Origin of the sequence: Halomonas sp. Ps84H-12 (genome assembly GCF_024124725.1) — a bacterium.
Classification (GTDB): domain Bacteria; phylum Pseudomonadota; class Gammaproteobacteria; order Pseudomonadales; family Halomonadaceae; genus Vreelandella; species Vreelandella aquamarina.
In genome coordinates, this window is record NZ_JAMXSJ010000003.1 from 92189 (window position 1) to 117012 (window position 24824).

Annotated in this window: 23 protein-coding genes; 7 read left to right on the forward strand and 16 right to left on the reverse strand. The window is 57.6% G+C overall.

Translation table 11 applies throughout. The features are described from left to right. Window positions 1–16 precede the first annotated feature (16 nt). The 7 genes from NH344_RS02270 to NH344_RS02300 all read right to left on the reverse strand — a co-directional run bounded on the left by NH344_RS02270 (window position 17) and on the right by NH344_RS02300 (window position 9187). Complete coding sequence (locus tag NH344_RS02270; RefSeq protein WP_044628033.1) at window positions 17–241, reverse strand: hypothetical protein; 225 nt, start codon at window positions 239–241, stop codon at window positions 17–19. 615 nt (window positions 242–856) lie between these two features. Then, the gene (gene glpK, locus NH344_RS02275; protein ID WP_044628034.1) at window positions 857–2341 is read right to left on the reverse strand and encodes a glycerol kinase GlpK; all 1485 of its coding nucleotides are present in this window, start codon (window positions 2339–2341) and stop codon (window positions 857–859) included. A 145-nt stretch (window positions 2342–2486) separates the two neighbouring features. After that, entirely contained in the window at window positions 2487–3245 is a 759-nt protein-coding gene (locus NH344_RS02280) for a DeoR/GlpR family transcriptional regulator (protein WP_044628035.1), read from the reverse strand. 117 nt (window positions 3246–3362) lie between these two features. Next, window positions 3363–5201: an SLC13 family permease gene (locus NH344_RS02285; protein WP_253027485.1), complete on the reverse strand. Its 1839-nt coding sequence runs from the start codon at window positions 5199–5201 to the stop codon at window positions 3363–3365. A gap of 129 nt (window positions 5202–5330) precedes the next feature. Beyond that, window positions 5331–6134, reverse strand: coding sequence for an enoyl-CoA hydratase-related protein (locus NH344_RS02290; protein ID WP_044628037.1), 804 nt, complete (start codon window positions 6132–6134; stop codon window positions 5331–5333). After that, a complete protein-coding gene (locus NH344_RS02295; RefSeq protein ID WP_253027486.1) occupies window positions 6131–8311 on the reverse strand; it encodes an acetate--CoA ligase in 2181 nt (726 codons plus the stop codon). The genes NH344_RS02290 and NH344_RS02295 overlap by 4 nt, the downstream gene beginning before the upstream one ends. A gap of 66 nt (window positions 8312–8377) precedes the next feature. Then, the gene (locus NH344_RS02300) at window positions 8378–9187 is read right to left on the reverse strand and encodes an enoyl-CoA hydratase-related protein (RefSeq protein WP_253027487.1); all 810 of its coding nucleotides are present in this window, start codon (window positions 9185–9187) and stop codon (window positions 8378–8380) included. Between the two features lie 186 nt (window positions 9188–9373). On the opposite strand from NH344_RS02300, the gene NH344_RS02305 reads away from it, so the two are divergent. Continuing rightward, window positions 9374–10267 (forward strand): MurR/RpiR family transcriptional regulator, encoded by an 894-nt coding sequence (locus tag NH344_RS02305; RefSeq protein ID WP_054641310.1) that lies wholly within the window; start codon window positions 9374–9376, stop codon window positions 10265–10267. A 137-nt stretch (window positions 10268–10404) separates the two neighbouring features. On the opposite strand, the gene NH344_RS02310 is transcribed toward NH344_RS02305, so the two are convergent. Further along, window positions 10405–11382, reverse strand: a complete 978-nt coding sequence (locus NH344_RS02310; RefSeq protein ID WP_044628041.1) for an NADPH:quinone reductase — start codon at window positions 11380–11382, stop codon at window positions 10405–10407. A gap of 177 nt (window positions 11383–11559) precedes the next feature. On the opposite strand from NH344_RS02310, the gene NH344_RS02315 reads away from it, so the two are divergent. Further along, window positions 11560–12336 (forward strand): glycerophosphodiester phosphodiesterase family protein, encoded by a 777-nt coding sequence (locus NH344_RS02315; protein WP_044628042.1) that lies wholly within the window; start codon window positions 11560–11562, stop codon window positions 12334–12336. A 72-nt stretch (window positions 12337–12408) separates the two neighbouring features. Continuing rightward, window positions 12409–13269, forward strand: coding sequence for a deoxyribonuclease IV (gene nfo / locus NH344_RS02320; protein ID WP_044628043.1), 861 nt, complete (start codon window positions 12409–12411; stop codon window positions 13267–13269). Here the strand turns inward: nfo and NH344_RS02325 are convergent. Continuing rightward, entirely contained in the window at window positions 13239–13826 is a 588-nt protein-coding gene (locus tag NH344_RS02325; protein WP_044628044.1) for an XRE family transcriptional regulator, read from the reverse strand. The genes nfo and NH344_RS02325 overlap by 31 nt on opposite strands. A gap of 135 nt (window positions 13827–13961) precedes the next feature. Between NH344_RS02325 and NH344_RS02330 the strand changes: the two genes are divergently transcribed. After that, the gene (locus NH344_RS02330) at window positions 13962–14240 is read left to right on the forward strand and encodes a benzoate/H(+) symporter BenE family transporter (RefSeq protein WP_044628045.1); all 279 of its coding nucleotides are present in this window, start codon (window positions 13962–13964) and stop codon (window positions 14238–14240) included. Between the two features lie 88 nt (window positions 14241–14328). On the opposite strand, the gene NH344_RS02335 is transcribed toward NH344_RS02330, so the two are convergent. Then, entirely contained in the window at window positions 14329–14763 is a 435-nt protein-coding gene (locus tag NH344_RS02335; RefSeq protein ID WP_044628046.1) for a hypothetical protein, read from the reverse strand. A 251-nt stretch (window positions 14764–15014) separates the two neighbouring features. Between NH344_RS02335 and NH344_RS02340 the strand changes: the two genes are divergently transcribed. Beyond that, entirely contained in the window at window positions 15015–16748 is a 1734-nt protein-coding gene (locus tag NH344_RS02340) for a proline--tRNA ligase (protein ID WP_044628047.1), read from the forward strand. Window positions 16749–16759: 11 nt separating this feature from the next. Beyond that, window positions 16760–17341, forward strand: coding sequence for a transglycosylase SLT domain-containing protein (locus tag NH344_RS02345; protein WP_052509900.1), 582 nt, complete (start codon window positions 16760–16762; stop codon window positions 17339–17341). On the opposite strand, the gene NH344_RS02350 is transcribed toward NH344_RS02345, so the two are convergent. The 4 genes from NH344_RS02350 to NH344_RS02360 all read right to left on the reverse strand — a co-directional run bounded on the left by NH344_RS02350 (window position 17338) and on the right by NH344_RS02360 (window position 20033). Beyond that, window positions 17338–18540 carry a PqqD family protein gene (locus NH344_RS02350; RefSeq protein WP_253027488.1) on the reverse strand — a complete coding sequence of 401 codons (1203 nt, stop codon included), beginning with the start codon at window positions 18538–18540 and terminating at the stop codon, window positions 17338–17340. The genes NH344_RS02345 and NH344_RS02350 overlap by 4 nt on opposite strands. Before the next feature lie 10 nt (window positions 18541–18550). Continuing rightward, the gene (locus NH344_RS02355) at window positions 18551–18946 is read right to left on the reverse strand and encodes a hypothetical protein (protein ID WP_253027489.1); all 396 of its coding nucleotides are present in this window, start codon (window positions 18944–18946) and stop codon (window positions 18551–18553) included. Between the two features lie 284 nt (window positions 18947–19230). Further along, window positions 19231–19356 (reverse strand): cytochrome c oxidase subunit CcoM, encoded by a 126-nt coding sequence (ccoM, locus tag NH344_RS18315; RefSeq protein WP_279384657.1) that lies wholly within the window; start codon window positions 19354–19356, stop codon window positions 19231–19233. A gap of 158 nt (window positions 19357–19514) precedes the next feature. After that, on the reverse strand, window positions 19515–20033 hold the full coding sequence (locus NH344_RS02360) for a peptidylprolyl isomerase (RefSeq protein WP_062374329.1): 519 nt from the start codon (window positions 20031–20033) through the stop codon (window positions 19515–19517). Between the two features lie 131 nt (window positions 20034–20164). Between NH344_RS02360 and NH344_RS02365 the strand changes: the two genes are divergently transcribed. After that, on the forward strand, window positions 20165–21535 hold the full coding sequence (locus NH344_RS02365; protein WP_228219983.1) for an MFS transporter: 1371 nt from the start codon (window positions 20165–20167) through the stop codon (window positions 21533–21535). A gap of 18 nt (window positions 21536–21553) precedes the next feature. On the opposite strand, the gene NH344_RS02370 is transcribed toward NH344_RS02365, so the two are convergent. Further along, window positions 21554–23374 (reverse strand): SEC-C domain-containing protein, encoded by a 1821-nt coding sequence (locus tag NH344_RS02370; protein WP_062374327.1) that lies wholly within the window; start codon window positions 23372–23374, stop codon window positions 21554–21556. A 113-nt stretch (window positions 23375–23487) separates the two neighbouring features. Beyond that, complete coding sequence (locus NH344_RS02375; RefSeq protein WP_253027490.1) at window positions 23488–24735, reverse strand: AarF/ABC1/UbiB kinase family protein; 1248 nt, start codon at window positions 24733–24735, stop codon at window positions 23488–23490. Between the last annotated feature and the right edge of the window lie 89 nt (window positions 24736–24824).

The window sequence follows — 24824 nt, forward strand, 5'->3', positions numbered from 1 at the left end:
CAAGTGTGTTAAGGCATCACTCTTCGTGTTCGACGAGCAGTTGAGAATCGCCCGCTAATACCTCATCCCATGCTTCTTCCAGCGTACAGCCTGAACGACTATCAATGGTGTCGATAACTTCGACGGCATGTTGGAGCGACTCACGATTGCTCTTCAACGCCAATACTAGCTTGGCTAAATCTTGCTTGCTGAAAGAGCTAGCGATACGGTCGGCTTGTTGGCTCAATTCGATGCAGTTCATGGTTAGTCCCTCATGGTATGGTCAGCCGCTGCTCGTTATTGTTTGATACTTCGTATGAATAATCGAGCAGCCATCTTAATTAACGACGAATGGTGACATTGCTACTCATGCTGGGCCGGGTAAGTGCCCAGTTCGGTAACTGCGAAACGGTCACAAGCGTTACAAGACCTTCGCCTTAAGCGCCCTGGTAATACGGCAGCGCCTCGGTATGTAGCAAGGATAAGTGCGACGTATCGGGATAACAAAACACCGCCCTGATCCATGACTTCACTATGGTTCACGGCTGCCATGCTCACAATGCATCATTGGCAGCAGGCTGGGTTGTAGTTTGACTACATAACACCCATAGAAGCGCTATCGATGACGTAGACTTTCAAGAAGAGAGTTAAACGACTGTTTTAAAAGGGTAGGGAAAAATCAATGGAGAAGAACTAACACGTCTTTAAAAGATAAAAAACGCCTGCTCATTAAAAACGAATGCAGTTTACTCCTAAATAACGATTCCTCTATACGACCAAGGACGATGGCTTCGTTAAAAAAACGCCATAAAAAAACGCCGCTGTGCGACAGCGGCATCTTTTATGGCGCTTCTATGGCGCTTCGCGGCGGCGTTGTTTACGTAGAGCGCACACGGGATACCGCATCCAACCAGCCCTGGTAGAGCTTTTCACGGGTCTCCTCTTCCATGGTCGGCGTAAAGCTGCGCTCGCAACGCCAGAGCTGCTCGATCTCCTCTAGCGTGTCGTACCAGCCAAGACGTAACCCTGCCAAGTAAGCCGCCCCAAGGGCCGTCGTTTCCAAAATGGTCGGACGGTCAACTTGGACATTGAGCATATCGGCCAAAAACTGCATGACCCAGCTGTTCTTCACCATACCGCCATCCACACGCAGGTTGCCCGGTGCAGCCTCCATATCATCGTTCATGCAGTGCTGCAGATCGCGAGTTTGGTAACACACAGCCTGTAGCCCCGCCGCAACGATTTCGGCAATGCCGGTATCGCGGGTTAAGCCAAAAATCGCGCCACGGGCTTTGGGGTCCCAGTGGGGCGCGCCTAGCCCGGTAAAGGCTGGCACCAAATAAATGCTGTGGCCGCTGCGGGTTTTCTGGGCCAGCGCTTCGGTTTCCGAGGCATCGGCAAACAGGTTCAAACCATCTCGTAGCCACTGCACCGTTGCTCCCGCCACAAAGATGCTGCCCTCCATCGCATAGGTGGGCTTGCCGTTAATGCGGTAGCCAATGGTGGTCAGCAGGCGATTACGCGATACCGAGGCCGTTTCCCCGGTATTCACGATCATAAAACAGCCGGTACCGTAAGTGCTTTTACCCATACCGGGTTTAAAGCACGCCTGCCCGACCAGCGCCGCCTGTTGATCACCCGCGACGCCTGCAATCGGCAGCGGCGCGCCCAGCCAGTGGGCCTCGACCGTGCCAAAATCATCGCTGGAATCGTTCACCTCGGGGAGCATATTGGCGGGCACATCAAATAGCGCCAGCAGCTCCTCGTCCCAAGTTTGGTCATGAATGTTGAACAGCGCCGTGCGCGAGGCATTGGTGGCATCGGTCACGTGACGTTTACCATCGGTCAAACGCCACATCAAAAAGCTATCGACGGTGCCGAACGCCAGCTCGCCCCGGGCAGCACGCTCGCGGGCGCCCTCGACGCAATCGAGAATCCAGGCCAGTTTGGTGGCGGAAAAGTAAGGGTCGATCAATAGTCCAGTTTTCGACTGTACTAACTCAATATGCCCCTCGTCGCGTAGCGCCTGACAGCGCTCGGAGGTGCGACGATCTTGCCAAACGATGGCGTTGTATAGCGGCTTGCCTGTGGCGCGATCCCACACCACCGTGGTCTCACGCTGGTTGGTAATGCCGACCCCATCCACTTGTTCGGGGGTTATCTGGGCTTTGCTGAGCACTTCCCGGCAGGTCGCGATCACCGATTCCCAGATATCTTCCGGGTCGTGTTCGATCCACCCATCTTGCGGAAAGTGTTGAGGAAACTCTTGCTGGGCAACTGCCGCTATTTGGCCTTGGCGGTCAAACAGAATCGCGCGGGAGCTGGTCGTGCCTTGATCGATGGCGAGAATAAAGGAGGACATAGCGCATTCACTTTGTTGTAGGTTCTTTCGATTTTGTCTGTTTTCTTTCGTTTTATTATCATCAGAGGCTACTCTAAGCGCCTGGAATGCTCAAGTATGAAACTCTGCCACCTTAGCCAAAGCCTGAGCACTGTCGTGACAGGCGCTAAGCAATGCGCAGCGCCACATCGTGTTGGGTGAGCAGCCGTTGAATCGCCTCGGGGGGCTTACGATCGGTAAACAGCGCATCCAGTTGGGAAATGTTACCTTGGCGCACCACCGGATTACGGTGGAATTTCGAGTAGTCTGCGGCTAAATACACCCTTCGCGAATTGGCAATGATCGCCTGGGCAACGCGTACCTCTTGGTAGTCAAACTCCAGAAGCGAGCCATCCTCGTCGATGCCACTGATCCCGATGATTCCATAATCCACTTTGAACTGATTGATGAAGTCAATGGTGGCTTCGCCGATGATCCCACCATCACGGGAGCGCACTTGACCGCCCGCAATGATCACCGTGAAGTCCTCTTTGTGTTGCAGAATCGCCGCCACATTCAGGTTGTTGGTAATGATCTCCAAACCTTGGTGCTCCAGTAGCGCTTGGGCGATCATTTCATTGCTGGTCCCGATATTGATGAACAGAGAGGCATGATGGGGTATATGCTGTGCCAAGCAGCGGGCAATGCGCTCTTTCTCTTCGAGGTGCAACGTTTTGCGGGTGCTGTAAGCCGTATTGACCGTACTTGACTCGACCCCGACACCACCATGTACGCGGCGCACGCGACCTTCGTTGGCCAGAGTGTTCAAGTCTCGACGAATGGTTTGTGGCGTGACCGCGAAGTGTTCGGTGAGCTGTTCGATACTCATATAGCCGTGCTGGCGAACCAGTTCGACGATGGCATCCTGGCGATACTGTTGATTCATAAGCCCGGCCTGTTCGATATTTATTGGTCTATGTGCGTAATAGATTAGCAAAATTTTCGGAATCTAATAGCGCGAACATTCGAACAGGCCAGGTGCTGCCGTTACCCTAGGGCTATGTCAGAGCGGCCACACCCATAAAATCGCCGGAATGGCTGCGGCCATCACCACAAGCGAAAGCGGCAGCCCCAGTTTCCAGTAATCTCCAAACCGGTAACCCCCCGGGCCCAGCACCAGGGTATTCGATTGGTGTCCAATCGGGGTTAAAAACGCACAGGAGGCGCTGACGGCTACCACCATCAAAAACGGGTCCAGCGAGGCATCGAAGCCGTTGGCGAGGCTCGCCGCAATGGGTGCCATAAGGAGAGCTGCGGCCGCATTGTTGACTACGTTAGAGAGCAGCATAGAGAGCAGAAATAGCCCTACCAAGGAAACGACAATCGGCCACTCTACGCCAAACCGCAGCAGCGCATCGGCAATGATATCAGCACCGCCGCTGGTCTCCAGCGCTTCACCCACCGGCAACATGGCGGCAAGCAGCACAATCACCGGGCCATCAATGGCCTGGTAGCCATCCCGCAAGGGCAGCACGCCAATCAGCAGCGACACCAGCGCCGCCGTGCTCATCGCAACAGCCGCGGGCAAAAGATCAAACAGCATCGCGACAATCGCTAGCGCGAAAATACCCACCGAAATAGCCAGCTTACGCGGCTGGCCTAAATGTAGCTCGCGGTTGGCCAGCGGCAAACAACCCAGCGTCGATAAACTATCGGCGATTTCGTTTTCGCTGCCCTGCAATAGCAGCACGTCGCCGGTTTGAAAACGAATGTCGCGCAGGCGCTGCTTCAGGCGGCCACCATCACGGGCCACGGCCACTAAGTGCAAGCCAAACTGATGGTTAAGGCGCAGCTGTCGCACGCTGCGATTAATCATCATCGAATCATTGCGAACAACAGCTTCAATGAGCTGTAGGCCTTCGGTATCGACCGGCTGACGTTCATCGCTCTTCTCCGCGTCCTCGCGCTGCTCCTGCCCGTCCTCTGGCTCTTCAGGTTCGGCAATGGCGCTAAGACCCACTTTGTCCTCCAGCAGCTTCAGCTCATCGGGGCCGGCTTCCAGCAGCAGGATGTCACCCTCACGAAGCACGCCGTGAAACTGGTAGCCCGCCCGGCGATTATCTTCACGCACCACCGCTAAGACAGGGATGGTCTCATCCAGCTCATCGCGCAATTGTTGAAGGGTGAGCCCATTAGCTTTGGAGTCTTCAGTAACATTTAGCTCTACTAGATAGTTGGCGGTATCGAACATATCGTCTGCCGCCGCCTGCCCACTGCGTTTGGGGGTCAAGCGCCAGCCTACCAGCACAATAAAAGCCAAGCCCACCAGAGCCACCACAACGCCGACTGGCGAGAAGCTAAACATGCCGAAGTTTTCGCCGGTAATATTGCCCCGGTAGGCAGAAATAATAATATTGGGCGGCGTACCAATCAGCGTGGTCAGCCCTCCCAGCAGAGAGCCAAATGCCAGCGGCATTAGCAGCAGTGAAGGAGACGTATTGTGTTCACGGGCAAGACGTATCGCGACTGGCAACAGCAGCGCCAGCGCCCCTACGTTATTCATCACCCCAGACAGCACGACCACGGTACCCACGAGCACGAGCAGTTGTAGCATTAGGCGCTCGCCCACTTTGAGCACCTGATTGGCGATGACATCCACCACCCCAGAGCGCTCAAAGCCACGGCTTAACACCAGCACCGCCGCCACGGTAATCACCGCCGGATGGCCAAAGCCTGCAAAGGCGTCATCCGCAGGCACCAGCCCCAGCATCACCGAGCCTAGCAAGGCAGCCAAGGCCACCAAGTCGTAGCGGAAACGGCCCCAAATAAAGGCGACTAGCGTGAGCCCCAGCACGATGAATACCAGCGTGCTGGGAGAGAGTCCTATGCTTTCCAGAGTCATGTGCGTGCCATCTCCCTATGTTGTCGCTCCTCTTCCCTGACACGGAAAGTGCGGAGTGTTCAGCATCACATTAGGCGATGACTATACAGCCGTACAAGCACTGAAAAATAGGAAAAAATAGCGCGCGGGTTAGCGTTTCATTCGTGCCAGTAACCGCTCAACGGCTTCTAGATGTTCCGGCTCGTTGTGGCACATGCCTTGGAACACGGCGCACACATCCAGAAACGGCTTTAGCTCCATATCCGGGGCCATTTTCATGAGCCGCTTGGTGAGGCGCGTTGCTTTCGGCGGCTGGGCCGCGATGCGCTTGGCATGTGCCAAAGCGGCCTCCATCAGCTGCTCCGGCTCCACGACTTCCAGCACTACACCGTAGGCAAGCGCTTCATCAGCGCTGATCACCCGGCCTGAAAGGGTTAGTTCAAAGGCACGCTGGTAGCCAATTTGGCGCTGCATGAACCACGCCCCGCCATCGCCGGGGATGATGCCTAGGTTGAGAAACGTCTCCCCAAAGCTCGCCTTACGGGATGCAATACGCAGATCCGCCATATTGGCCAAATCAAACCCGGCACCAATCGCTGCACCATTCACGGCGGCGATGATGGGCACTTCTACCTGATTAAGTGCCAGGGGCATTCGCTGAATCCCTTGCCGATAGCGCTCAGCGACTTCGGCTACGTCCCCCGCAAAGTCGCCGCTGCGTTCGGCCATGTCTTTTACATTACCCCCGGCACAGAAAGCGCTCCCCGTTCCGGTGATCACCAGCACCGAGACGTCCTGGCAACGGTTCACCCATGCGGCGGTGGCGACGATATCATCCACCAGCGCCGTGCCGGTAAGCGCATTGCGCACGTCGTGGCGGTTAAGCGTGAGCGTTGCCACACGGTTTTCCAGCGTTAGGGTAGCGTCGGTTAATTCAGGTAGCGTTTGGCTCATGATTGGCGCTCCACGATGATTCGTGCATCGACGATGGCATAGTTAGCGGCAGAATGACCTTTCGGATAGGCAATCACCGGGTTCAAGTCTAGCTCGCTAATCTCCGGGTAGGCCTCCACCAATTGGGATACCTGCATCAGCAGTGACACTAGCGCCTGCTTATCGACACCCGCCGCCCCGCGTACTCCCGCCAGCACTTTTTGCGCTTTGAGTTGATCGACCATGGATTGCGCGTCGTGCAGGGTCAGCGGCAGCGAGCGGAAGGCCACGTCTTCGAGCACCTCCACAAAAATGCCGCCCAAGCCAAACATCAGCACCGGGCCGAAAATCGGGTCGCGCAGCATGCCGATAATCACCTCAACGCCCTTCTCCGCCATTGGCGTGACCAGCACGCCCTCTATCTGGGCGTTCGGGTCGTAAGCCTGGGCGTTTGACTGAATGGCCTGAAAGGCATCGCGCAGTGGGGCTTCACCCACCAGGTTGAGCTTGACCCCGCCCGCGTCGGATTTATGCAGAATATCTTTCGAGACCACCTTCATCGCCAGCGGCTTGCCCTGCGTACGCTGGGCGATCTCGGCGAGTTCGTCCTCACGACGCACCAACCACTCCTCGGGCACCGCGATACCGTGTTCCGCCAGCAGCCCCTTCGCCTCAAACTCCAGTAAATCGCGCCCTTCCGCCTTGGCCGCTTTTAGCATGGCCTTGCCTGTTTCCGCTGGCGCGGCGGGCGCTATCGTCTCCTGTACTTGTTGGCTGGCCAGGTACTCCCCTCGCTCACCTAAGGCAGCAAGCACGCGCACCGCATGCTCAATCGAGGAATACACCGGCAAACCGGCTTCGTGTAAACGGCGCAGCGCAGGCGGCTTGATGGGTGCGTAGAGGCTGTAAATCACCAGCGGCTTCTCGGAGGCTTGAGCAAGCTCTACCATGCGCTCTGCGCCACGCATCTCATCGCCCATCAGCGACTCCGCAAAGCGCAGGCTATACCCGCCGAGCATGCCGACCAGAAAGACGCTATCGACGCCTTCATCCGCCATCACCAGCTCAATGCAGCTTGCCAGCAGCGAGGGGTTCGCATCCGAGGAGCCCGCCACGTCCACCGGGTTAAGGGTAGATGCCTGAGGCAGTAGCACCTCGCGCAGTGCCGAGCGGGTAGCGTCAGAAAGCTCGGCCAGCGTCAGGCCCGCCTCCGATAAACGATCGGCGGCAATGGTGGCTTGGCCGCCGCCGTCAGAAATCACCGCCACGCGCTTACCGGGGGCTTTTTGCAGCCTTCCCAAACCTTCCGCCACGGGCAGAATTTCATCGGAGTACTGCACCACGCTAACGCCTGCCTGGCGCAGCAGGTCTACAGTCATTTGATAACTACCGGCCAACGCACCGGTATGGGAGCTGGCAGCCTTTTGGCCCTGCTCGGTGGCACCGGATTTATACACCACCACCGGCTTCATGGCGGTCACGTCACGGGCCACTTTCAGAAACTGCTGCCCATCACGGAAGCCCTCCACGTAGAGCGTAGCCACGCGAGTGTGCTCGTCCTCCCCTAAATAGCGCAGGTAATCGTTAAAGCCGATATCGCTCTGGTTGCCCGGGCCAACGTAGGTGCTGAACCCCACTTGCCCGTTATGCTGGGCTTCCAGCGCAAGAGAGAGCAGCATATTGCCGGACTGCGACACAATGCCGATATCACCCGGCTTGACGTTATCCAGCGCCAGCAAGTTAATTTGGTGGTGCAGGTTAAACATGCCAGAAGTGTTTGGGCCGATGATACGCACTCCGTGGGCACGGGCGATCTCCATCATCTGTGCCTCCAGCGCTGCCCCCTCTTCGCCGGTTTCGCCAAACCCGCTGGCCAGAATCACCGCCCCTTTCACCCCCCGGCGGCCACACTCGGCAATCAGCGCAGGCACGGTGGCGGCAGGCGTACACAGCAGCGCAAGCTCAGGGCAGCCAGGCATCTCGGTGAGTGAAGGCCACGCCTGCACGCCTAAAATGTGATCGGCTTTGGGATTGATGGGGTAAATATGTCCCTGGTAGCCGCCATTAATCAGCCCAACCATGGCTTTGTAGCCCCGTTTGGTGGGGTCTGCAGAAGCGCCTACTACGGCAATGCCAGAGGGCGCTAAGATATCATGCAGCGGGCTGCGGACTGGGAGATGGCCTTCGAGAGTATTCATTGCGTGACCTGTTTGACAAAGAAGTGCGTGACGGAGTGATACCAAGCTAATTCAAGAGGGCCGAGATCATTGGCCAAAAAAATTTGGCGCTCGCCGCTCGGCAAAGGCATCGACCCCCTCTTGCCAGTCCTCGGTGGTGGAGCAGGTAAACACCGCGTCCAGCTCCTGCTGCAGCTGGCTCTCCATGCTGGTATGGGCGCTGCGATTGACCAGCGGTTTGAGCATCGCCATGGAGACCGGCGCCTGCTTGGCAAGCCGCTCGGCGAGTGTTTGCGCTTCGGCCATCAGCTGCGCTTGGGGGTAGCTGGCCAGCGCCAAGCCGATCCTGGCGGCTTCTGGCCCATGAAGTTTGTCACCCAGATAGAGCAAGCGCCGGGCTTGGGTGAGCCCCACCAGTTGAGGCAGCAATTTTGAAACACCGCCGCCCACGCAAGTACCAATACTGGTTTCTGGAAAACCAATCTGCGCCTCGTCAGCCATCACGATAAAATCGCAGGAGACCGCCATCTCCGCACCAGCCCCCAGCGCATAGCCGTTCACGGCTGCTACCACCGGCTTACTGAGTTTGGTGATGGCTTCGCATACGTCGTTGCCCAGCTGCAAATACGCCCGGCGCTGAAACAGGGTACGCTTAGCGCTGCCGTGGGCCTTCATATCGGCACCGACACAAAACGCGCGCCCCTCACCGGTCAGCACCACCGCCCGGACCTGAGGCGACTGCTGTGCTATTCGCAGCACATCCAGCAGCTCTTGGTAAAGCGCCTCAACAACGGCGTTGAGGCGCTGCGGGCGATTCAGTCGCACGGTCAATACTCGGGCATCCAGAGTGACCAGCAGCGTTTCATAATTGGGCAGCGCAGTAGCGTCAGCAGGCATGGTGCTTTTTTTAACCTCATCGGATCAGTCGTCAAAACTTAACGAAACGTTTGTTTCTTTATTTTGAATAAAAAGAAACGTATGTATTTTTTGAACGATAGAGTAGTCGCCGGGACAACGTCAATACATCTGTAGCAAAAACATCTATCATTGGCACAAATGTTTTATTTTCATAGAGAGGGTGCCATGCCAGACAACGCCACTCACGCCACCAGCCTGGACAGCATTCACCAGCAGCTAGCCGAGAGCTATGCAGCGCTTAGCCCACAGCTCAAGCGCGCCGCCAGCTACGTGCTGGAACATCCTACAGAGATGGCGTTTCAGTCGATCCGCAAAACGGCTCAGGCAGCATCCGTCACTCCCTCCACCCTGGTCAGGCTAGCCAAGCGGCTTGGGTTCGAGAGCTACGAGCCGTTTCGGGAGGTGTTTCAATCGGCGGTACAGGCAGCGCCGGTGGAGCTATCCGGCCGCGCCAGCCAGTTGAATCAGCAGCACAGAAACCCAGAAGCGGCGCTGTTTGCGGAGGTAGGCGACGCTGCCTTCGATAATATTGGCAGGCTGTTTACGGCGGATAACCAAAAGCGCGTCAAAGAGGCCGCCGAGCGAATCTTGGCCGCGCGGCGAGTCGCCGTGGTCGGGTTTCGCGACACCTTCGCCTGCGCGTACCACTTTGCCTACGTGGGGCGCATTGCGATGCCGGAAGTGACGCTCATTCGCGGACAGGAGGGAGGCTTGCTCACCGAGTTGGCCCCGTTCAACGAGCAGGATGTGGTAGTGGCGTTTGGCTTTGAACCCTACTGCGCCGAGACGGTGAAGGCGCTGGAGATTACTCGCGCCAACGGCGTGCAGGCGATTGTAATTACCGACACGCTGCGCTCGCCGCTGGTGCCGGGGGCCAGCGTAACGTTTACCGTTGCCAACGCTACGCCGCACTTTTTCCCGTCGATATTAGCGGCAATTACGCTCAGCGAAGCGATTTTGGCGGAGTGCGTGGCATTCGGCCCCGACCAGCTGGTCGATAACGTGACCCGCTTTGAGAGCCGAATGCGTCAGTTGGGAGCGTATATAGAGATTGCCTAAACAGTCGCTTAGTAATGTCATCAGACCGGAACAACCCTAGGCGGGGGCGCTGTGAATCCTTCCATGGACGCTACTTTCGCCATCCATGGCGAAAGACCCCCGCTACGGGATGATTCCGATCATCTCTAGTACCATTATCACGGCAATAAAATAGTAGAACCGGTGGTTTTACGGCTCTGTAGTGCATCCTGAGCCTTACCGGCGTCTTGCAGCGGGTAGCGGTTGGCTACGTCGATGTGGATTTTGCCGCTCTCAATCATGGCGAAAAACTCGTCGCACATCATCTCTAGGCGCTCACGGGTGTCGGCGTAGCCGTTCAGGCTTGGGCGAGTCACAAACAGCGCGCCTTTTTGGTTCAAAATACCGATATTCACGCCATCCACAGGGCCAGAAGAGTTGCCGAAACTCACCATCAGCGAACGAGGCTTCAAGCAGTCCAGCGACATTTCCCAGGTGTCTTTACCCACCGAGTCATACACTACGTCACACATCTCGCCGTTGGTCAGCTCGCGCACCCGCTCTACCACGTTCTCTTCGGTGTAGTTGATGGTCGCCCATGCACCGTTGGCCATGGCTAGGTCAGCTTTTTCCTGAGAGCTCACCGTACCAATCAGCTTCACGCCCAGCGCTTTAGCCCACTGGCAGGCAATAGAGCCAACGCCCCCGGCCGCCGCGTGGAACAGAATGGTCTCACCGCCTTTAAGCTCATAGGTTTGACGCAGCAGATACTGCACCGTTAAGCCTTTCAGCAGGCTAGCGGCAGCGGTTTCAAAATCGATAAAATCCGGTAGCTTGACGACTTTGGACGCAGGCAGCGTGTGCAATTCCGCATAAGCACCCAGCGGGCCTTGGGCGTAAGCCACCCGGTCGCCGACTTTGAGATGCGTCACACCTTCGCCGACGGCATCCACCGTGCCAGCGCCCTCCGTTCCCAGCCCAGACGGCATGGCAGGCGCGGGATATAATCCCGTGCGGAAATAGATATCGATAAAGTTAAGCCCCACCGCTTTATTGGCGATACGCACTTCACCAGCAGCGGGGGCAGCCGGTTCGACCTCCACCCATTCCAACACCTCGGCACCACCGGTCTTGGAAAACTGGATACGCTTAGACATTAATGACACTCCTGTTGTTAATTATTGGACATACCCTGCGCGCTATCCAACCGCGTTGAGCGTCATTAATCAAGCCATTAGCTCACTAGGCCGACACGTCGTCGTCATGCACCCATGCTAAACTTGGCAACATTGTGCTTCATGACGCTCAATTGGCGACCACGACACGGAGTGGCTATGACCCATCCCGCAATTTCTGTCCCCACGCTCATCGCCCACCGCGGCTACTCCGCTGCCGCGCCCGAAAACACCCTGGCAGCCGTACGCGCCGCCCACCAAGCAGGCGCAACCTGGGTGGAATTGGATGTACAGCTGCTGAAGGATGATACACCGGTCATCTGGCACGATGGCGACGTTCGCCGCTGCTCAGATGGCCGTGGTGAGCTCGCCAACCTGACATGGCAGCAGGCTCAGCAGTTAGATGTGGGCAGTTGGTTTGGTGACCGCTTTGCGGGGGAAAAGATGGCCAGCCTTGAGGCTATGCTCGCCCTGCTAAACGAGCTGGAGATGGGCGTTAACTTAGAAATCAAGGTCAACAAAGGGCGTGACCCCATCCGTTTGGTGGACGTGGTCTTGCCTGCTGTTCTAGCCGCCCTCCCCCCTGAGCGGCTAGTGATCTCGTCGTTCGACCCCGTCGCCTTAGCCCACTGCCGCCAACATGCCCCTAAAGAGGCCCTGGCGTTAGGGGCGCTGTTTGGCAGTGTGCCCAAAAACTGGCGCGAACAGTGCGAAGCGGTCGAGGCGTTTAGTATTCACCCTCATTGGCCGCGGCTCAAACAGACCCAGGCCGCCGCCATGTGCCGCGACGGTTACCAAATTCTTTGCTACACCGCCAACGACCCCAGCGCGTTTGATAGCCGCTGGGCCTGGGGCATTGCCAGCGCCATTACCGATGAACCTGCTGCCTTTAAACGCTACCTAGACAACCGCCAGCGCGCAGGCCAGCCCGCTTAACCTATTTAACCTGTTTACATTCAGGCAACGTCACTAGGGCAACGTCACTGGGACAACGTAATAAGGAGAACGATGAACTATCTTGGTGCGCACGTTAGCGCGGCGGGCGGCGCGGATCAGGCCGTCCTTCGTGCTGTTGATATCGGTGCAACGGCGTTTGCGCTGTTCACCAAAAACCAGCGTCAGTGGAAGGGGAAACCGCTAACGGACGAGGCCATTGCGGCCTTCAAGCAGGCCTGCAAAACCCACGGCTTTGGCCCTGAACAGATTCTGCCCCACGACAGCTATCTGATTAACCTGGGTCACCCAGAAGCCGAGGGGCTAGCCAAGTCCCGCGCGGCGTTTTTGGATGAGATGCAGCGCTGCGAGCAGCTAGGGCTGACGTTGCTCAACTTCCATCCCGGCAGCCACCTGAACAAGATCAGCGAAGCCGAGTGCCTGGCGCGCATTGCCGACTCCATCAATGAAGCGCTGGCTGACACCCAGGGCGTGACCGCGGTCATCGAAAACACCGCGGGCCAAGGCACCAACCTCGGCTGGCGTTTTGAGCACTTGGCCGAGATTATCGATCAGGTGGAGGATAAATCCCGGGTGGGCGTGTGTATCGATACCTGCCACGCTTTCGCTGCCGGGTACGATCTCCGCACCCGCGACGCGACACAGGCCACCCTGGATGAGCTTGGCAAGGTCGTAGGTTTTGAGTACTTGCGCGGCATGCACTTGAACGATGCCAAAAGCGCCTTTGCCAGCCGCGTTGACCGCCACCACAGCCTGGGTAAGGGTAATATTGGGCTAGATGCCTTTAGCACCATTATGCAAGACGAGCGCATCCACGGCATTCCGATGATTTTAGAGACCATCGAACCCGAGATCTGGGCCGACGAGCTCAACTGGCTGCGCGCTCAAGTGCCAGAGGCCGCGCCGGGCAAGTAGTGAATCACATCGTGAAAGCGTAATCGCGTCGCGGTGTTATTGCGCATGGCGTGGGGCCGGTCAGCAAAAAAGCGCAGCCCCTCGCCTGCCCGCAGCGTTTGCCAGCGCTCGTCAATGCGTAGCTCCATCTCTCCTTCCACCACCACGATGTGCTCCACCACCCCGCTAGCGTGCGCCGACGATTCACTGAGCGCCCCCGGTGCGAGCTCGATCATGAACATCTCGAAGCCCAGCAGCGGGTCGTAAGGAAACAGCAGCCGCGCCTGCATACCGGCGCTGTCGTCGCCCCATACCGACTCCCAGCCATCCCGGTGCAGTTCCCCTAATGCGGGCTTGTCGCTATCGAACAGCGTCGAAAACGACACCCGAAAGCCGCTGGCAATCTTCCAGAGCGTCGAGACCGTCGGACTGGACTCGCCCCGTTCGATCTGGCCGAGCATGGCTTTGCTCACCCCGGTTTCACCGGCAGCACGATCCAGGCTCCAGCCACGCTCTTTGCGCAGTTGCCGCACCGTCCCCGCAATATGTTGCGCAATGGTGTGTGGCTCACTGGCCATGGGCTTCTCCTGACTACCGCTTTGGATATGTGACACAGTCTGCTGCCCCTATTGTGCGTTATAACGCACAGTGGTAACGTGAAAGGCGTGCGCTATAACGCACATTTTGCCATCACAGCTTGGGAGAGGCCACCCATGGAAGCGCCATCCACCTGCCACGACTCCGCTGCGCCCAGTCTTTGGCGCGATATTAGTTTGTCGACGATCATTGCGGGGGCAGGTATTGCGCTGTTGGGTACGCTAAGCGGCGGTTTAGCAGGCGCATTTGAAAAAAGCGAACAGCGCGATGCGGCCATCGTGACGTTTTTGCTGACCGGTTCGGGCATTACGCTGCTGGGGATCGGAGGAGCCTTTTGGGGCTTGGTGGCTGGCTTAGCGGTATTGAAAATCACCACAGCGAAAGCAGCATCCTAAAAAGCGGTGCGGCAATACATAAACGCCCCTGGCCGGTTAACCTGCCAGGGGCGTTTAAGACATCCGTTCAGATAAAGATGCCAGCCCTCTACATCGTGGCCAGCCGCTCCTCATCCAACACGCCGGACATCCTCACCATGGCCAGAGCCTCATCCAAACTGTCCATCTCCTCGATCACCAGCAGCTCGTTCTCCAAGCTCACGGGCTGACCGGCTTTCTCTGACAGCAGTTTCTCCAAAGAGGCCATGTCCATCGCGTCGTTTAAATGATGCACATCTACCGATGCGCTACTCGCGCTAGGGAGATAGATGGTGCCATTCGAAAAATCGACGGCATAAGCAATTACTCCAGGCACAATGAAAAACAGCAAACCCACACCGTTGGCAATCGCCACCACCGGGTCAACATCACCGCTCAACTGCCCCTTACGCTCAGGGTAAAACATGGTTCCGCAACCGCTCAATGCCACAATGGAGACGCCTATAACGGCCCCCGTTAACCAACGGCGAACTGCTTGCTGCATGGAGGTTCCCTCGAAAACTAAACGTCCCGATAGCCGACGCATGGCTGCTTGTTATGGTCAAATCAACGACTATCGACTCAAATGCCGCTCGATTCTAGCACACTTCCGCTACCGCGCACGCTCACCGAGCCGATTAGGATTTTGCCGCCTTACCCGCTTCGCCGTACAATGCGCGATTCAACGCTCGATTAAGCGCTACGTTCGATACAACATTCAGCGTCACCGCTGTTAACCAAGGAATGCTCACACCCATGCGCGCCAGCCAATTATTGATTGCGACATTAAAAGAAACCCCGGCCGATGCTGAAGTCATCAGCCACCAGTTAATGCTGCGCGCCGGGATGATCCGCCGTCTCACCTCGGGCCTGTACACTTGGCTGCCCCTGGGGCTACGCACTCTGCGCAAAGTGGAAGCCATCGTGCGTGAAGAGATGAACCGGGCCGGTGCCCAAGAAGTATTGATGCCTGCCGTTCAGCCCGCCGATCTATGGCAGGAGTCTGGCCGCTGGGAACAGTACGGCCCGGAATTGCTGCGTTTGAAAGATCGCCACGAGCGCGATTACTGCGTAGGCCCCACTCATGAAGAAGTCATCACTGACCTAGTGCGCAAAGAGATCGCCAGCTACAAGCAGTTGCCGGTGAACTTCTACCAGATTCAAACCAAATTCCGTGATGAAATTCGCCCGCGTTTCGGCGTGATGCGCTCTCGTGAATTCATCATGAAGGATGCCTACTCCTTCCACCTGGACGAGGAATCTCTCAAAGAGACCTACCAGGGTATGTACGACGCCTATACGCGTATTTTCACGCGCCTGGGCCTCGACTTCCGCCCAGTGATTGCTGACAACGGCTCCATTGGCGGCACGGGCTCTCATGAATTCCACGTGCTGGCCGACTCCGGCGAAGACGATATCGTGTTCTCCAACGCATCTGATTACGCTGCCAACATCGAAAAAGCCGAAGCGCTGCCCGCACCGCTGGGCAGCAACGTCGAGCGCGCCGCCCCTAGCGAAGAGATGCGTTTGGTTGATACACCGGATGCCAAAACCATCGCCACGCTGGTAGAGCAGTTCAAGCTGCCCATTGAGAAAACCGTCAAAACGCTGATGGTTCACGCGGCGGAAGGTGGTCTCATTGCACTGCTGGTTCGCGGCGACCACGAACTCAACGAAGTCAAAGCGGAAAACCTGCCTCAGGTAAAAGCCCCGCTGACCATGGCCAGCGAAGAAGAAATTCGTGCCGCCGTGGGTGCAGGCCCTGGCTCGTTGGGTCCGGTCGGTTTAGAAATGCCGATTATCATTGACCGCAGCGTTGCCTTAATGAGCGACTTCGGCGCGGGTGCCAACGTCGATGGCAAGCACTACTTCGGCATCAACTGGGAGCGTGATGCGGCCCTGCCTCAGGTCGCTGACCTGCGTAACGTCGTAGAGGGCGACCCGTCACCCGATGGCCAAGGCACGCTCTCGATCAAGCGCGGCATCGAAGTCGGCCACGTGTTCCAGCTTGGCCAGAAGTACTCCGAAGCGATGAATGCCAGCGTGCTGGGCGACAACGGCAAAACCAGCCACCCGTGGATGGGCTGCTACGGCATTGGCGTGACCCGCGTGGTCGCAGCAGCCATTGAACAGAACCACGATGAGTCTGGCATTATCTGGCCCAATGCGATTGCGCCGTTCCAGGTCGCGCTAGTACCGATGAACGCGCATAAGTCACAGCGCGTGCGTGAAGAGTCCGAGCGCCTCTACCAAACGCTCACCGCCGCTGGTTTAGACGTGCTGCTGGACGACCGCGATACGCGCCCCGGCGTGAAGTTTGCCGACCTGGAACTGATGGGCGTCCCACACCGTTTGGTGATTGGCGACCGTGGCCTGGACAACGGCGAACTGGAGTACAAAGGCCGTCGCGATAGCGAAGCCACTATGATTCCTGCCGACAAGATTGTCGACTTCCTGCGTGAACAAGCGGGCCTTGTTAGCGCAGAGTAATCGGCAGGTATATGTCACTGAGCACTCCTTGGCGGCGTTTGTCGCCTCGGTACGTGAAGTGGGTGCTAATGGGCAGCCTGATGGTGGCTGCCTACCCCGCGCCAAGCGTAGCGGAGCCTGCCCTACGCCCCACGCTGGAAGCAGCCGACCCACAAACGCCCTACGTTCAGTGGCGGTTACAGCAGTGGCGCAGCCGTATGGATGCGCCACTTTCCCGCTTTGTCGCCTCGCCTGAACAACGCCACACCTTACTCACTCGACTCTACCAAGAGGCCCGGCTGGCCGGGTTACCGCCTGAGCTGGTGCTGGCGTTAATCCAGGTCGAGAGCGCCTTTAATGCCGATGCGGTCTCCTCGGCGGGCGCGGTAGGTCTCATGCAGATCATGCCGTTTTGGGTCGCTGAGCTTGGCCTGCCCATGGACGACCTTACCGAACCCAACCGCAACCTGCGCTATGGGTGCACGATTTTAGCCCACTACCTTGCCATCGAACGGGGTGACTTTACCCGCGCTCTCGCTCGCTATAACGGCAGCCTGGGGAAGACGTGGTACCCGGAGCGAGTACTCAAAGCATGGCGAGATCACTGGCGCTAAGCGTTAACGTCTTTAATTAATCCAGCGTGATAGAACTGCGCGAGTAGCTGCGCCACGTCTTGGCGTACCTGCTCAAATTTTGCGCCTGCAAAAAAGCCTGTGAGCGTGTCACTCACGGAGTCAAGATCCAGCGGTTCGTGATTCAACAGCGCCCACACAGCCCGGCTAGTGGTGTTCAGCCGATGAATCGCGCCGCCCTCCTCGGCAATCACAAATAGCTCGTCGCCTAGCGGAAACTCAAACGCTGCCTCACTGGCCTGCCACTGGCGCCCATCCGTTGGCTCAAGGGCAGGTATCACTTCAGGAGTATCGCAACGGGGCTGGCTGGCCAGTGCCAAGCTCTCTAGGGTGCCACTTCCCCAGCATTTCGTAAGCCACTGGGCTGCATCAAAGGCGTCGCTATAGCGCAGCAGAAAACAGGGCAAGCCCTCAAGCAGTGGCAAGAAGCGCTCAATCAGCGCCTGGTCAGATTCGTGCTCGGCAAAATTTTGCTGTAACAGCTGCCATAACCCATCGCCTGGCTGAAGGCGGGTAAGCTGGGGCTCGTTTAGCGATTCATCGCGGTCAATCAGTAATATCGCCCCCAGCGGGCAGCGCTGGCCGTGGCTAGCTAACTGCGTATTGTCCAAACGAAGATAGCCATAGCGGGCATCCTGAGGGCCAAGGTGCGTTTGTACAAACTGACGAAACTCCAGAGACATCGCGTCAGGAAGCGGTAGCCGCAAGCGAGGTGCCACGCCCAGCGCAATCCCTACCCCTTGCTTGTTGAGCGCCAGCACATCATCACCAAACACACGCTGCCCAGCCGCTGCAAAGGCGGCGGTTAAGGTGCTTTTGCCCGCCCGGTATGTATCGGGAAAAATCACTAGCTGGCCATTGATTTCCACTGATCCGCAGTGCAAACCCACTAACTCCGGGTGACGATAAAAATACGCGCCGGCAGCATCCGCGATAACGCTACAGGCAGTTCCTACCGCGCTGTCCAGCAGCGCCCCTTCTGGAAGCGCGGGCGCCTCTTGCCAATACCCCTGCGGGTGCCGCCATACGCAGACCTCCGGCGATTGGGTTTGCGCGGCGCAAGGCGTCAAGGGCCAGCCTGGCATGGCAGCTGTTAGGACGGGCAGCAACTCGTCGGCATTCACTAACCGAAGGCAAGGCCCAACGCCTTCGAGCGTATAATCTTGATGATGGCTCGGCATGGCCGCTCCCTTACCAGCGCGGCAGCACACGGCTTAGGCGAATTTCAATGACGCCGTCGCGCTCCCAACGTGAGCGCTGGGGCCGAGAGTAATAACGCTCAGGATAGCCATGGCGTGAATGATGCTGATGAGAATGGCGCGCTCTGGAATAATCAGGCCGGGAGTAACGGGGGCGCGAATAGTGCGGCCGGGAATAATGGGGACGTGAATAGCTGGGACGCGAATAGCTAGGCCGTGAGCGACTTGGGCGCGAATGACGATGCTCGCGGGCTTCGGCCTGCCCCATTGATAACAAGGTAGGCGCAACGTAAAGGGCAGCTGCACCTAAACCCAGACTAGCCAGTACTTGGCGGCGTGAACGGCGCTTGCTTAAAAGGTCTTTAGTGTTGTCGGTAGAGTCACTCATCACATGTCTCCTGATCGATAAGGCTAACAGGTTAACGAACACTGTTTCTGAAATTACTCTAGCTTCACCGACCAAGCGACACCATAGTAGGCGCTTGACTTCCCTATTGTTTACTCTTTTTCTTAAAATAGGCACTTTACCAAAGCATAACTGCCAATGCGCTTCAACGGTTATTAATACAACTTAAAAAAAAGACGCAAAAAAGCCGGCCCCTTGGGCCGGCAACAGGAAGCTTACACATTAACGTAAGCCCCCTCCCCTGACGACTGACACAGTCTGCTGAATTAAGGCTTCTTACGTTCATCCTTACGCAAATGGTCACGTACCACAAAGCCTACCCAACCAACCATAAAGGTGATCATTAGCGCGACAGTAACTAGGCCGAAAATTACCGCATCATCCCAGTACATGGTGCTTCCCTCCCGCCGTGATGTATGGGGCCATCGTACTGCGTTCAGAGAAGGGGAAACTGACCTGGGTCAAGCTTTTAAAATGGTGGCCGCAAGGGTAAACGGGAACTTGATACAGGTCAGTTTTTAACGCGCTTCACCCGATAAAAACAGCTTTTTTAGAGCACTTTACGGTCTTCTACTTTGCTGTGCTCGGTGCCCGGTGGCAGCGGATGGCCTTTAGCAAGCTCTGCACGGGTGGCATCGCGAACGTCTAGAATCTTCACCTGATAGCGCAGCGTATGGCCCGCCAAGGGGTGGTTGGTATCCACCGTGACGGTATCGCCGTCGATGTTCAGCACGGTGACGATCTGCGGGCCAGCCTCGCCTTCGGTTTGAAAACGGCTGCCTGGCTCAATCTCTGCACCGCCAAACGACGCGCGACTCACCTCTTGCACCAACTCTTCGTTACGCAGGCCGTAAGCATCAGCGGGAGCCAGCGTGACGCTTAGTTCATCACCTACGGCTTTGCCGGTTAAATCTCGCTCCAAGCCCGGCAAAATATTATCGTGGCCGTGAAGATACTCCAGGGGTTTCTGACGTGCGTTGGAGTCATCCAACACGCGGGGGCTGCCATCGCTGAGCACATCGCTAAGCACGTAGTGCAGAGTCACTACCTGATGGGCGGTAATCGACACGGAAAACTCCTCTCCGGTAAGCTGTCGGCTTTGTCATGGAACGCCAACCATGAACCCTATCCATAGTCTAACATCGACGGGTTTTTGAGCGGCCCACGTCACCGATGTTTCTTTTTGGAGTACTCCCTTACATGCCCACCCCGACTCCTCAGCGCAGTTGGCTGGCGGCGCTTGGTATTTACTGCAAAGCGCCTGTCATCACCATGCTGTTTTTAGGCTTTTCCGCTGGCCTGCCCTTTCTACTGGTGTTTTCGACGCTCTCCGCATGGCTACGTAGCGACGGGGTCGAAGTAGCTGCCATCGGTTTTTTTGCCTGGATCGGCATGCTCTACTCCATCAAATTCTTCTGGGCACCGGTGGTAGACCGACTCGCGCTGCCTCTGCTCACCCGCGCCTTTGGACAACGACGCGGCTGGATGCTGTTGGCCCAGGGCATGATTGCCGCCGGTCTCATTGGCCTCGCAGGAGTAGACCCAATCGACAACCTAGGCTGGGTCGCCGCCTTTGCGCTATTGGTGGCGTTTGGCTCCGCCACGCAAGATATCGCCATTGATGCTTACCGTATTGAATCCGCCGATGATGATGTTCAAGCAGCCATGGCCTCCACCTACATTATTGGCTATCGCGGCGGGCTACTAGCGGCAGGGGCCGGTGCGCTTTATGTGGCATCGGCGGTATCGTGGAACGCGGCTTACCTGACCATGGCCGCCCTGGTGAGCATTGGCGTGATCACCGTACTGATTCGCCCAGAACCCAAGCGCGCTTCATTAACCGTGCAACTAATCCATGAACCCAAAGTGCGCGCCTTTATTCGCGCCAGCCGTGGAAAGCCCAAAACGCTGCGCCGCTTGGGCGCTTGGGTGATTGGCGCGATTGTTTGCCCGTTTACCGACTTCTTCCGCCGCTATGGGGTGAAGGCGATGGGTATTTTGGTGTTTATTGCCGTGTTCCGTATCAGCGACCTGGCCATGGCATCGATGGCCAACCCGCTCTATATCGACCTGGGCTTTTCACTGGCGACTATTGCCAACGTCACCAATATTTTCGGGATTGCGATGAGCATTGCAGGAGGCATTCTAGGCGGGCTGCTGGTGGCCCGTTACGGCATTGGCCCACTGCTGATTTTCGGCGCGGGGCTGGTGATGGTCACCAACCTGCTGTTTGCGGTGCTTGCGCTAATCGGCAATCAGGTGCCGATGCTGGTAGTCACGATCATTGGCGATAACCTAGCCAACGGCCTGGCCAGTGCGGTGTTTATCGCGTTTCTTTCAAGCTTGACCTCGCGGGCATATACCGCCACGCAGTACGCGCTGTTTTCGTCGCTGATGACGCTACCGGGGAAATTCCTGAGCGGGTTTGGCGGGATTGTGGTAAGCGCTCAGGGTTATGCCACTTTCTTTGTGGTAGCCACAGTGCTCGGCTTACCCGCCATTCTGCTGGCCATTTGGATAAGCCGAGATAAACAGCTAGTGCCTACCCCAGTTACCGAGGCAGGCAGCTAAAAACCGTCAGCGAATAGCTCAGCGGTGGCTGGCTAACCAATCCAGCGCCCCTGGCGTGGTGCGCCACTGGTCGCGCATCAGCGTACGGTACTGCCACGCTTCCGCTCGGGAGCCAGGGTCAACCTGCCCATCAGGATGAGGCATGGAGGGCCTTGGGTTCTCCGCGCAAATTAGTTCTAGCGCGTGGCGGTTGTGGGCAACCACCTCCGCCAGTGCCGCTTCGGCGGCCTCCTGCTGCCCTAACCGGTAAAGCGCCAGCGTGCGCCCCATCAGCAACCCTAACACCAGCGAGCCGTCATCTTTTTGCGGCTCTTCAGTCAGCGCCAGCGCCTCTTCGTTGCGGTCATCGCGCAGCAGTTGATCAAGCACCAGCTCTTTCAAGCCCAGGCTATCTTCTTGGTCAATCGCCAGCAGCTCTTCGGCTAGCTCCCGGGAGTGTTGGCGAGCGCCACGCTCCATGCCGACAACCAGCGCCAAGCCGGTGCGCAGCAGCATGACATTATCGGCATCGTCCCAACACAGGCTGCCGTCGCCTGCGGCGCGGGCCTGTTCCAGCCAGCGTGAAAGGCGCAGCGCCAACGGTTCCAGCAGGCTGGGTGCCATCCACGGTAGGCTGCCGAAGCGGCTGGTCAGCGCCAGCGTTAGGTCTTGCACCACTTGCGGCGCATCCAGCCACTCCGGGTGGGCGCACAGCGCCGACATCCAATCAATCGCATTGACCCAGGGGTCGTCACGGAAGCCCAGCGCCACCTCTTCATCTACCATGACCTGGAACTGCTCGTGCCACGCGGCAAACAGCGTCTCTTCACGGGCGGTAGTGGTGTAGTGCAGGCGGCCAGTCTCAGCATCCTGCTCAATGGAAAGCTTGGGAGCAACGGGCAGCGCCGCTAGCAGCGCCTGAAGCGAGACCAGCGGCGTCGCCATATCTTCTTCAGCACTCAAGAGCTGGTCGGCCAGCGTTGCGCCGGGGTTATCTGCCAGAGCGGCCAGGAATTCGAGCTGATCTTCATCCAGATCCCCTTGGCGCACCAACCGGCGATACCAGAAATTAGCGCGCTCTTTGGCCTCTTTCTCATGGCCTTCATGGAGTAGCAGCATGGCTTCAATGTAGGCCAGCGTTGGCGAATCGGGCAGCGCCTGCTGAGCTTTGACAAACGCCGCGCGGGCGCTATCTAAATCATCGTTATCCAGGTGCATCAAGCACAGCCTCTCAAGGGCCACGCCGCGTAAAAACAGCGGCCCGCGCTCCATCACGTCGTCCAACAGGTCGGCACGCTTGCGGGTAAAGCCGCGCTCTTGATAGATATCCAGCAGAATTTCAAAAGCTGGCTCAGCCTGCTCTGGCAGGCGCGACCAGTCGCTACCATCAAACAGCGACTCAAGAATCTGCATGGAACGGCCGGTTTGACCACTCTCTGCGGCAATCAGCCCAGCTTCTAGCAGCGCTTGAGGTGGTGCCTGCTGGCTATCTAACGCCGCCTTCAGCGTGGCCCCCTTCCATTCGCGCAGCGAGAGCATCCACATCATCTGTTCAGGGATGTCGGTCGGGAAATTAACGCGGTAGCAACACTGCTTATATTTACGTCCGGAATCGCACCAGCACGGCTCGTTGCGGCCAGGTGTTGCCAAGGGCTCGCTAGCAAAATCCAGCCGCTCTAGCGGAGTTTGCGACCATAAAATGGGCGCTAGCGCCTGTGCGGTGGCCACATCGCCGTTAAACGCCTGCGCGCCTTTGTCACGTACCCACGTCATAAAATCGGGGTAGTGTTCCTGCTGCCTGATTGCCGAGAGTGCCCCAGAGGCAAATCCCAGCAGTTGATCGACCCATACCGCCAGCATTGCCGTCTCCACTGTCTTCAAGACTATAAAATCTGTAAAACCGATTAAAAAGCGCAATAGTCTAGCATGGCTGGCGGGGCTACCGCAGCGGTCATCGCTTGGCAGGGCCTTGGCTAAGCAGTACGCGCCCAGCCCAGCAGCGGCTGAGCTCGGTCGTGCATATCTAAACGGGCCTTTAAGCGTACCAAGTTCCAGTAGTGGCCGTTGAGCGCCCGAGAGAGCAGCAGCGTATCTGCCGGGGGCTGAAGACGATCCATGGCGGCCCACACTTTGGGGGTGAGCTCCCGCAGGCGGCGATGAACGCGCACGTCGCTGAAATCCTGCTCGCCTGGGGCGAACAGCGGGGTAATACACTCAGCGGATTCGCGATACAGCGCCAGCGGAGCGCCTTGGCCCTGGCGGCCGCCCATCTTCATCAGCGCGTCATCCATGGCCATGGGGTCTTGGGAAAGCGTGGCATCCAATAGCTGCATCATGGCCTTTAGCCGCGCCTCGGGAACGGGAATCACTGCGCCCAAATCGTAAATCACTAAGCGGCCCTGCTCATCGCAGGCAAAGTTGCCTGCGTGGGGGTCAGCGTGCAGCTCACGGTAGGTAAATAGCTCCTCGGTAATCCAGTCTGCCAGTGCAACAGCCACTTTTTGACGGGTAGCGTCATCCGCACTCTCTAAATCCCGCAGCGGCGTGCCGTCTACAAAACGCATGGCCAATACGTGTTGGCCGGAGAGCTCAAACAGCGGCTCGGGGATCACCAGCGCTGGGTTATCTTGGTAGCGCTCCCGGTAACGGGCCAGCGCCAGGGCCTCCGCGTGGTAGTCCAGCTCGTCACGCAGCCCGGCTGCCAGCTCCTCAAACAGCGCATCTAGCCGTGCCTGCGGGACCTTGAACCAGCGGCCAAGCCCCATAATGCGCCTCACTTGTTTAAGGTCGCTCTCTAAAACCTCAGCAAGCCCTGGGTACTGCACTTTAAGTACTACGGTTTCACCTTCGTGGGTCACCGCTTTGTGCACCTGACCCATCGAAGCGCTGGCAAAGGGGCGCTCTTCAATCTCGCGGAAATGCGTTTGGATGTCACCGTACTGCAGCACTAGCGCCTCGCGAATTTTCGGCCAGGGCATCGGTTCAGCCTGGCGTTGCAGGCGGGCCAGCTCGTTGGCCAGTTCCGGCGGCAGCAGATCATCCCACTGGGACATAATTTGAGCCAGCTTCATGGCCGGGCCTTTTAATTCAGAAAGCCCTTCAAACAGCGCCTCACCCAGCGCCCCCCAATCCGCTTGGCCGCCTAACCGCGTTTTCAGCAGGGCACCACCCGTACGCGCACCCAGCCCAAATAAACGTCGTGTTCTACCGCGCTCGCGCATAAAAACCGCCTCCCAGTGCTTTGCGACAGCTTACTCAATCCGATAATTTTATACAAAAACTATACAAACAAATGACACACGACACCTTT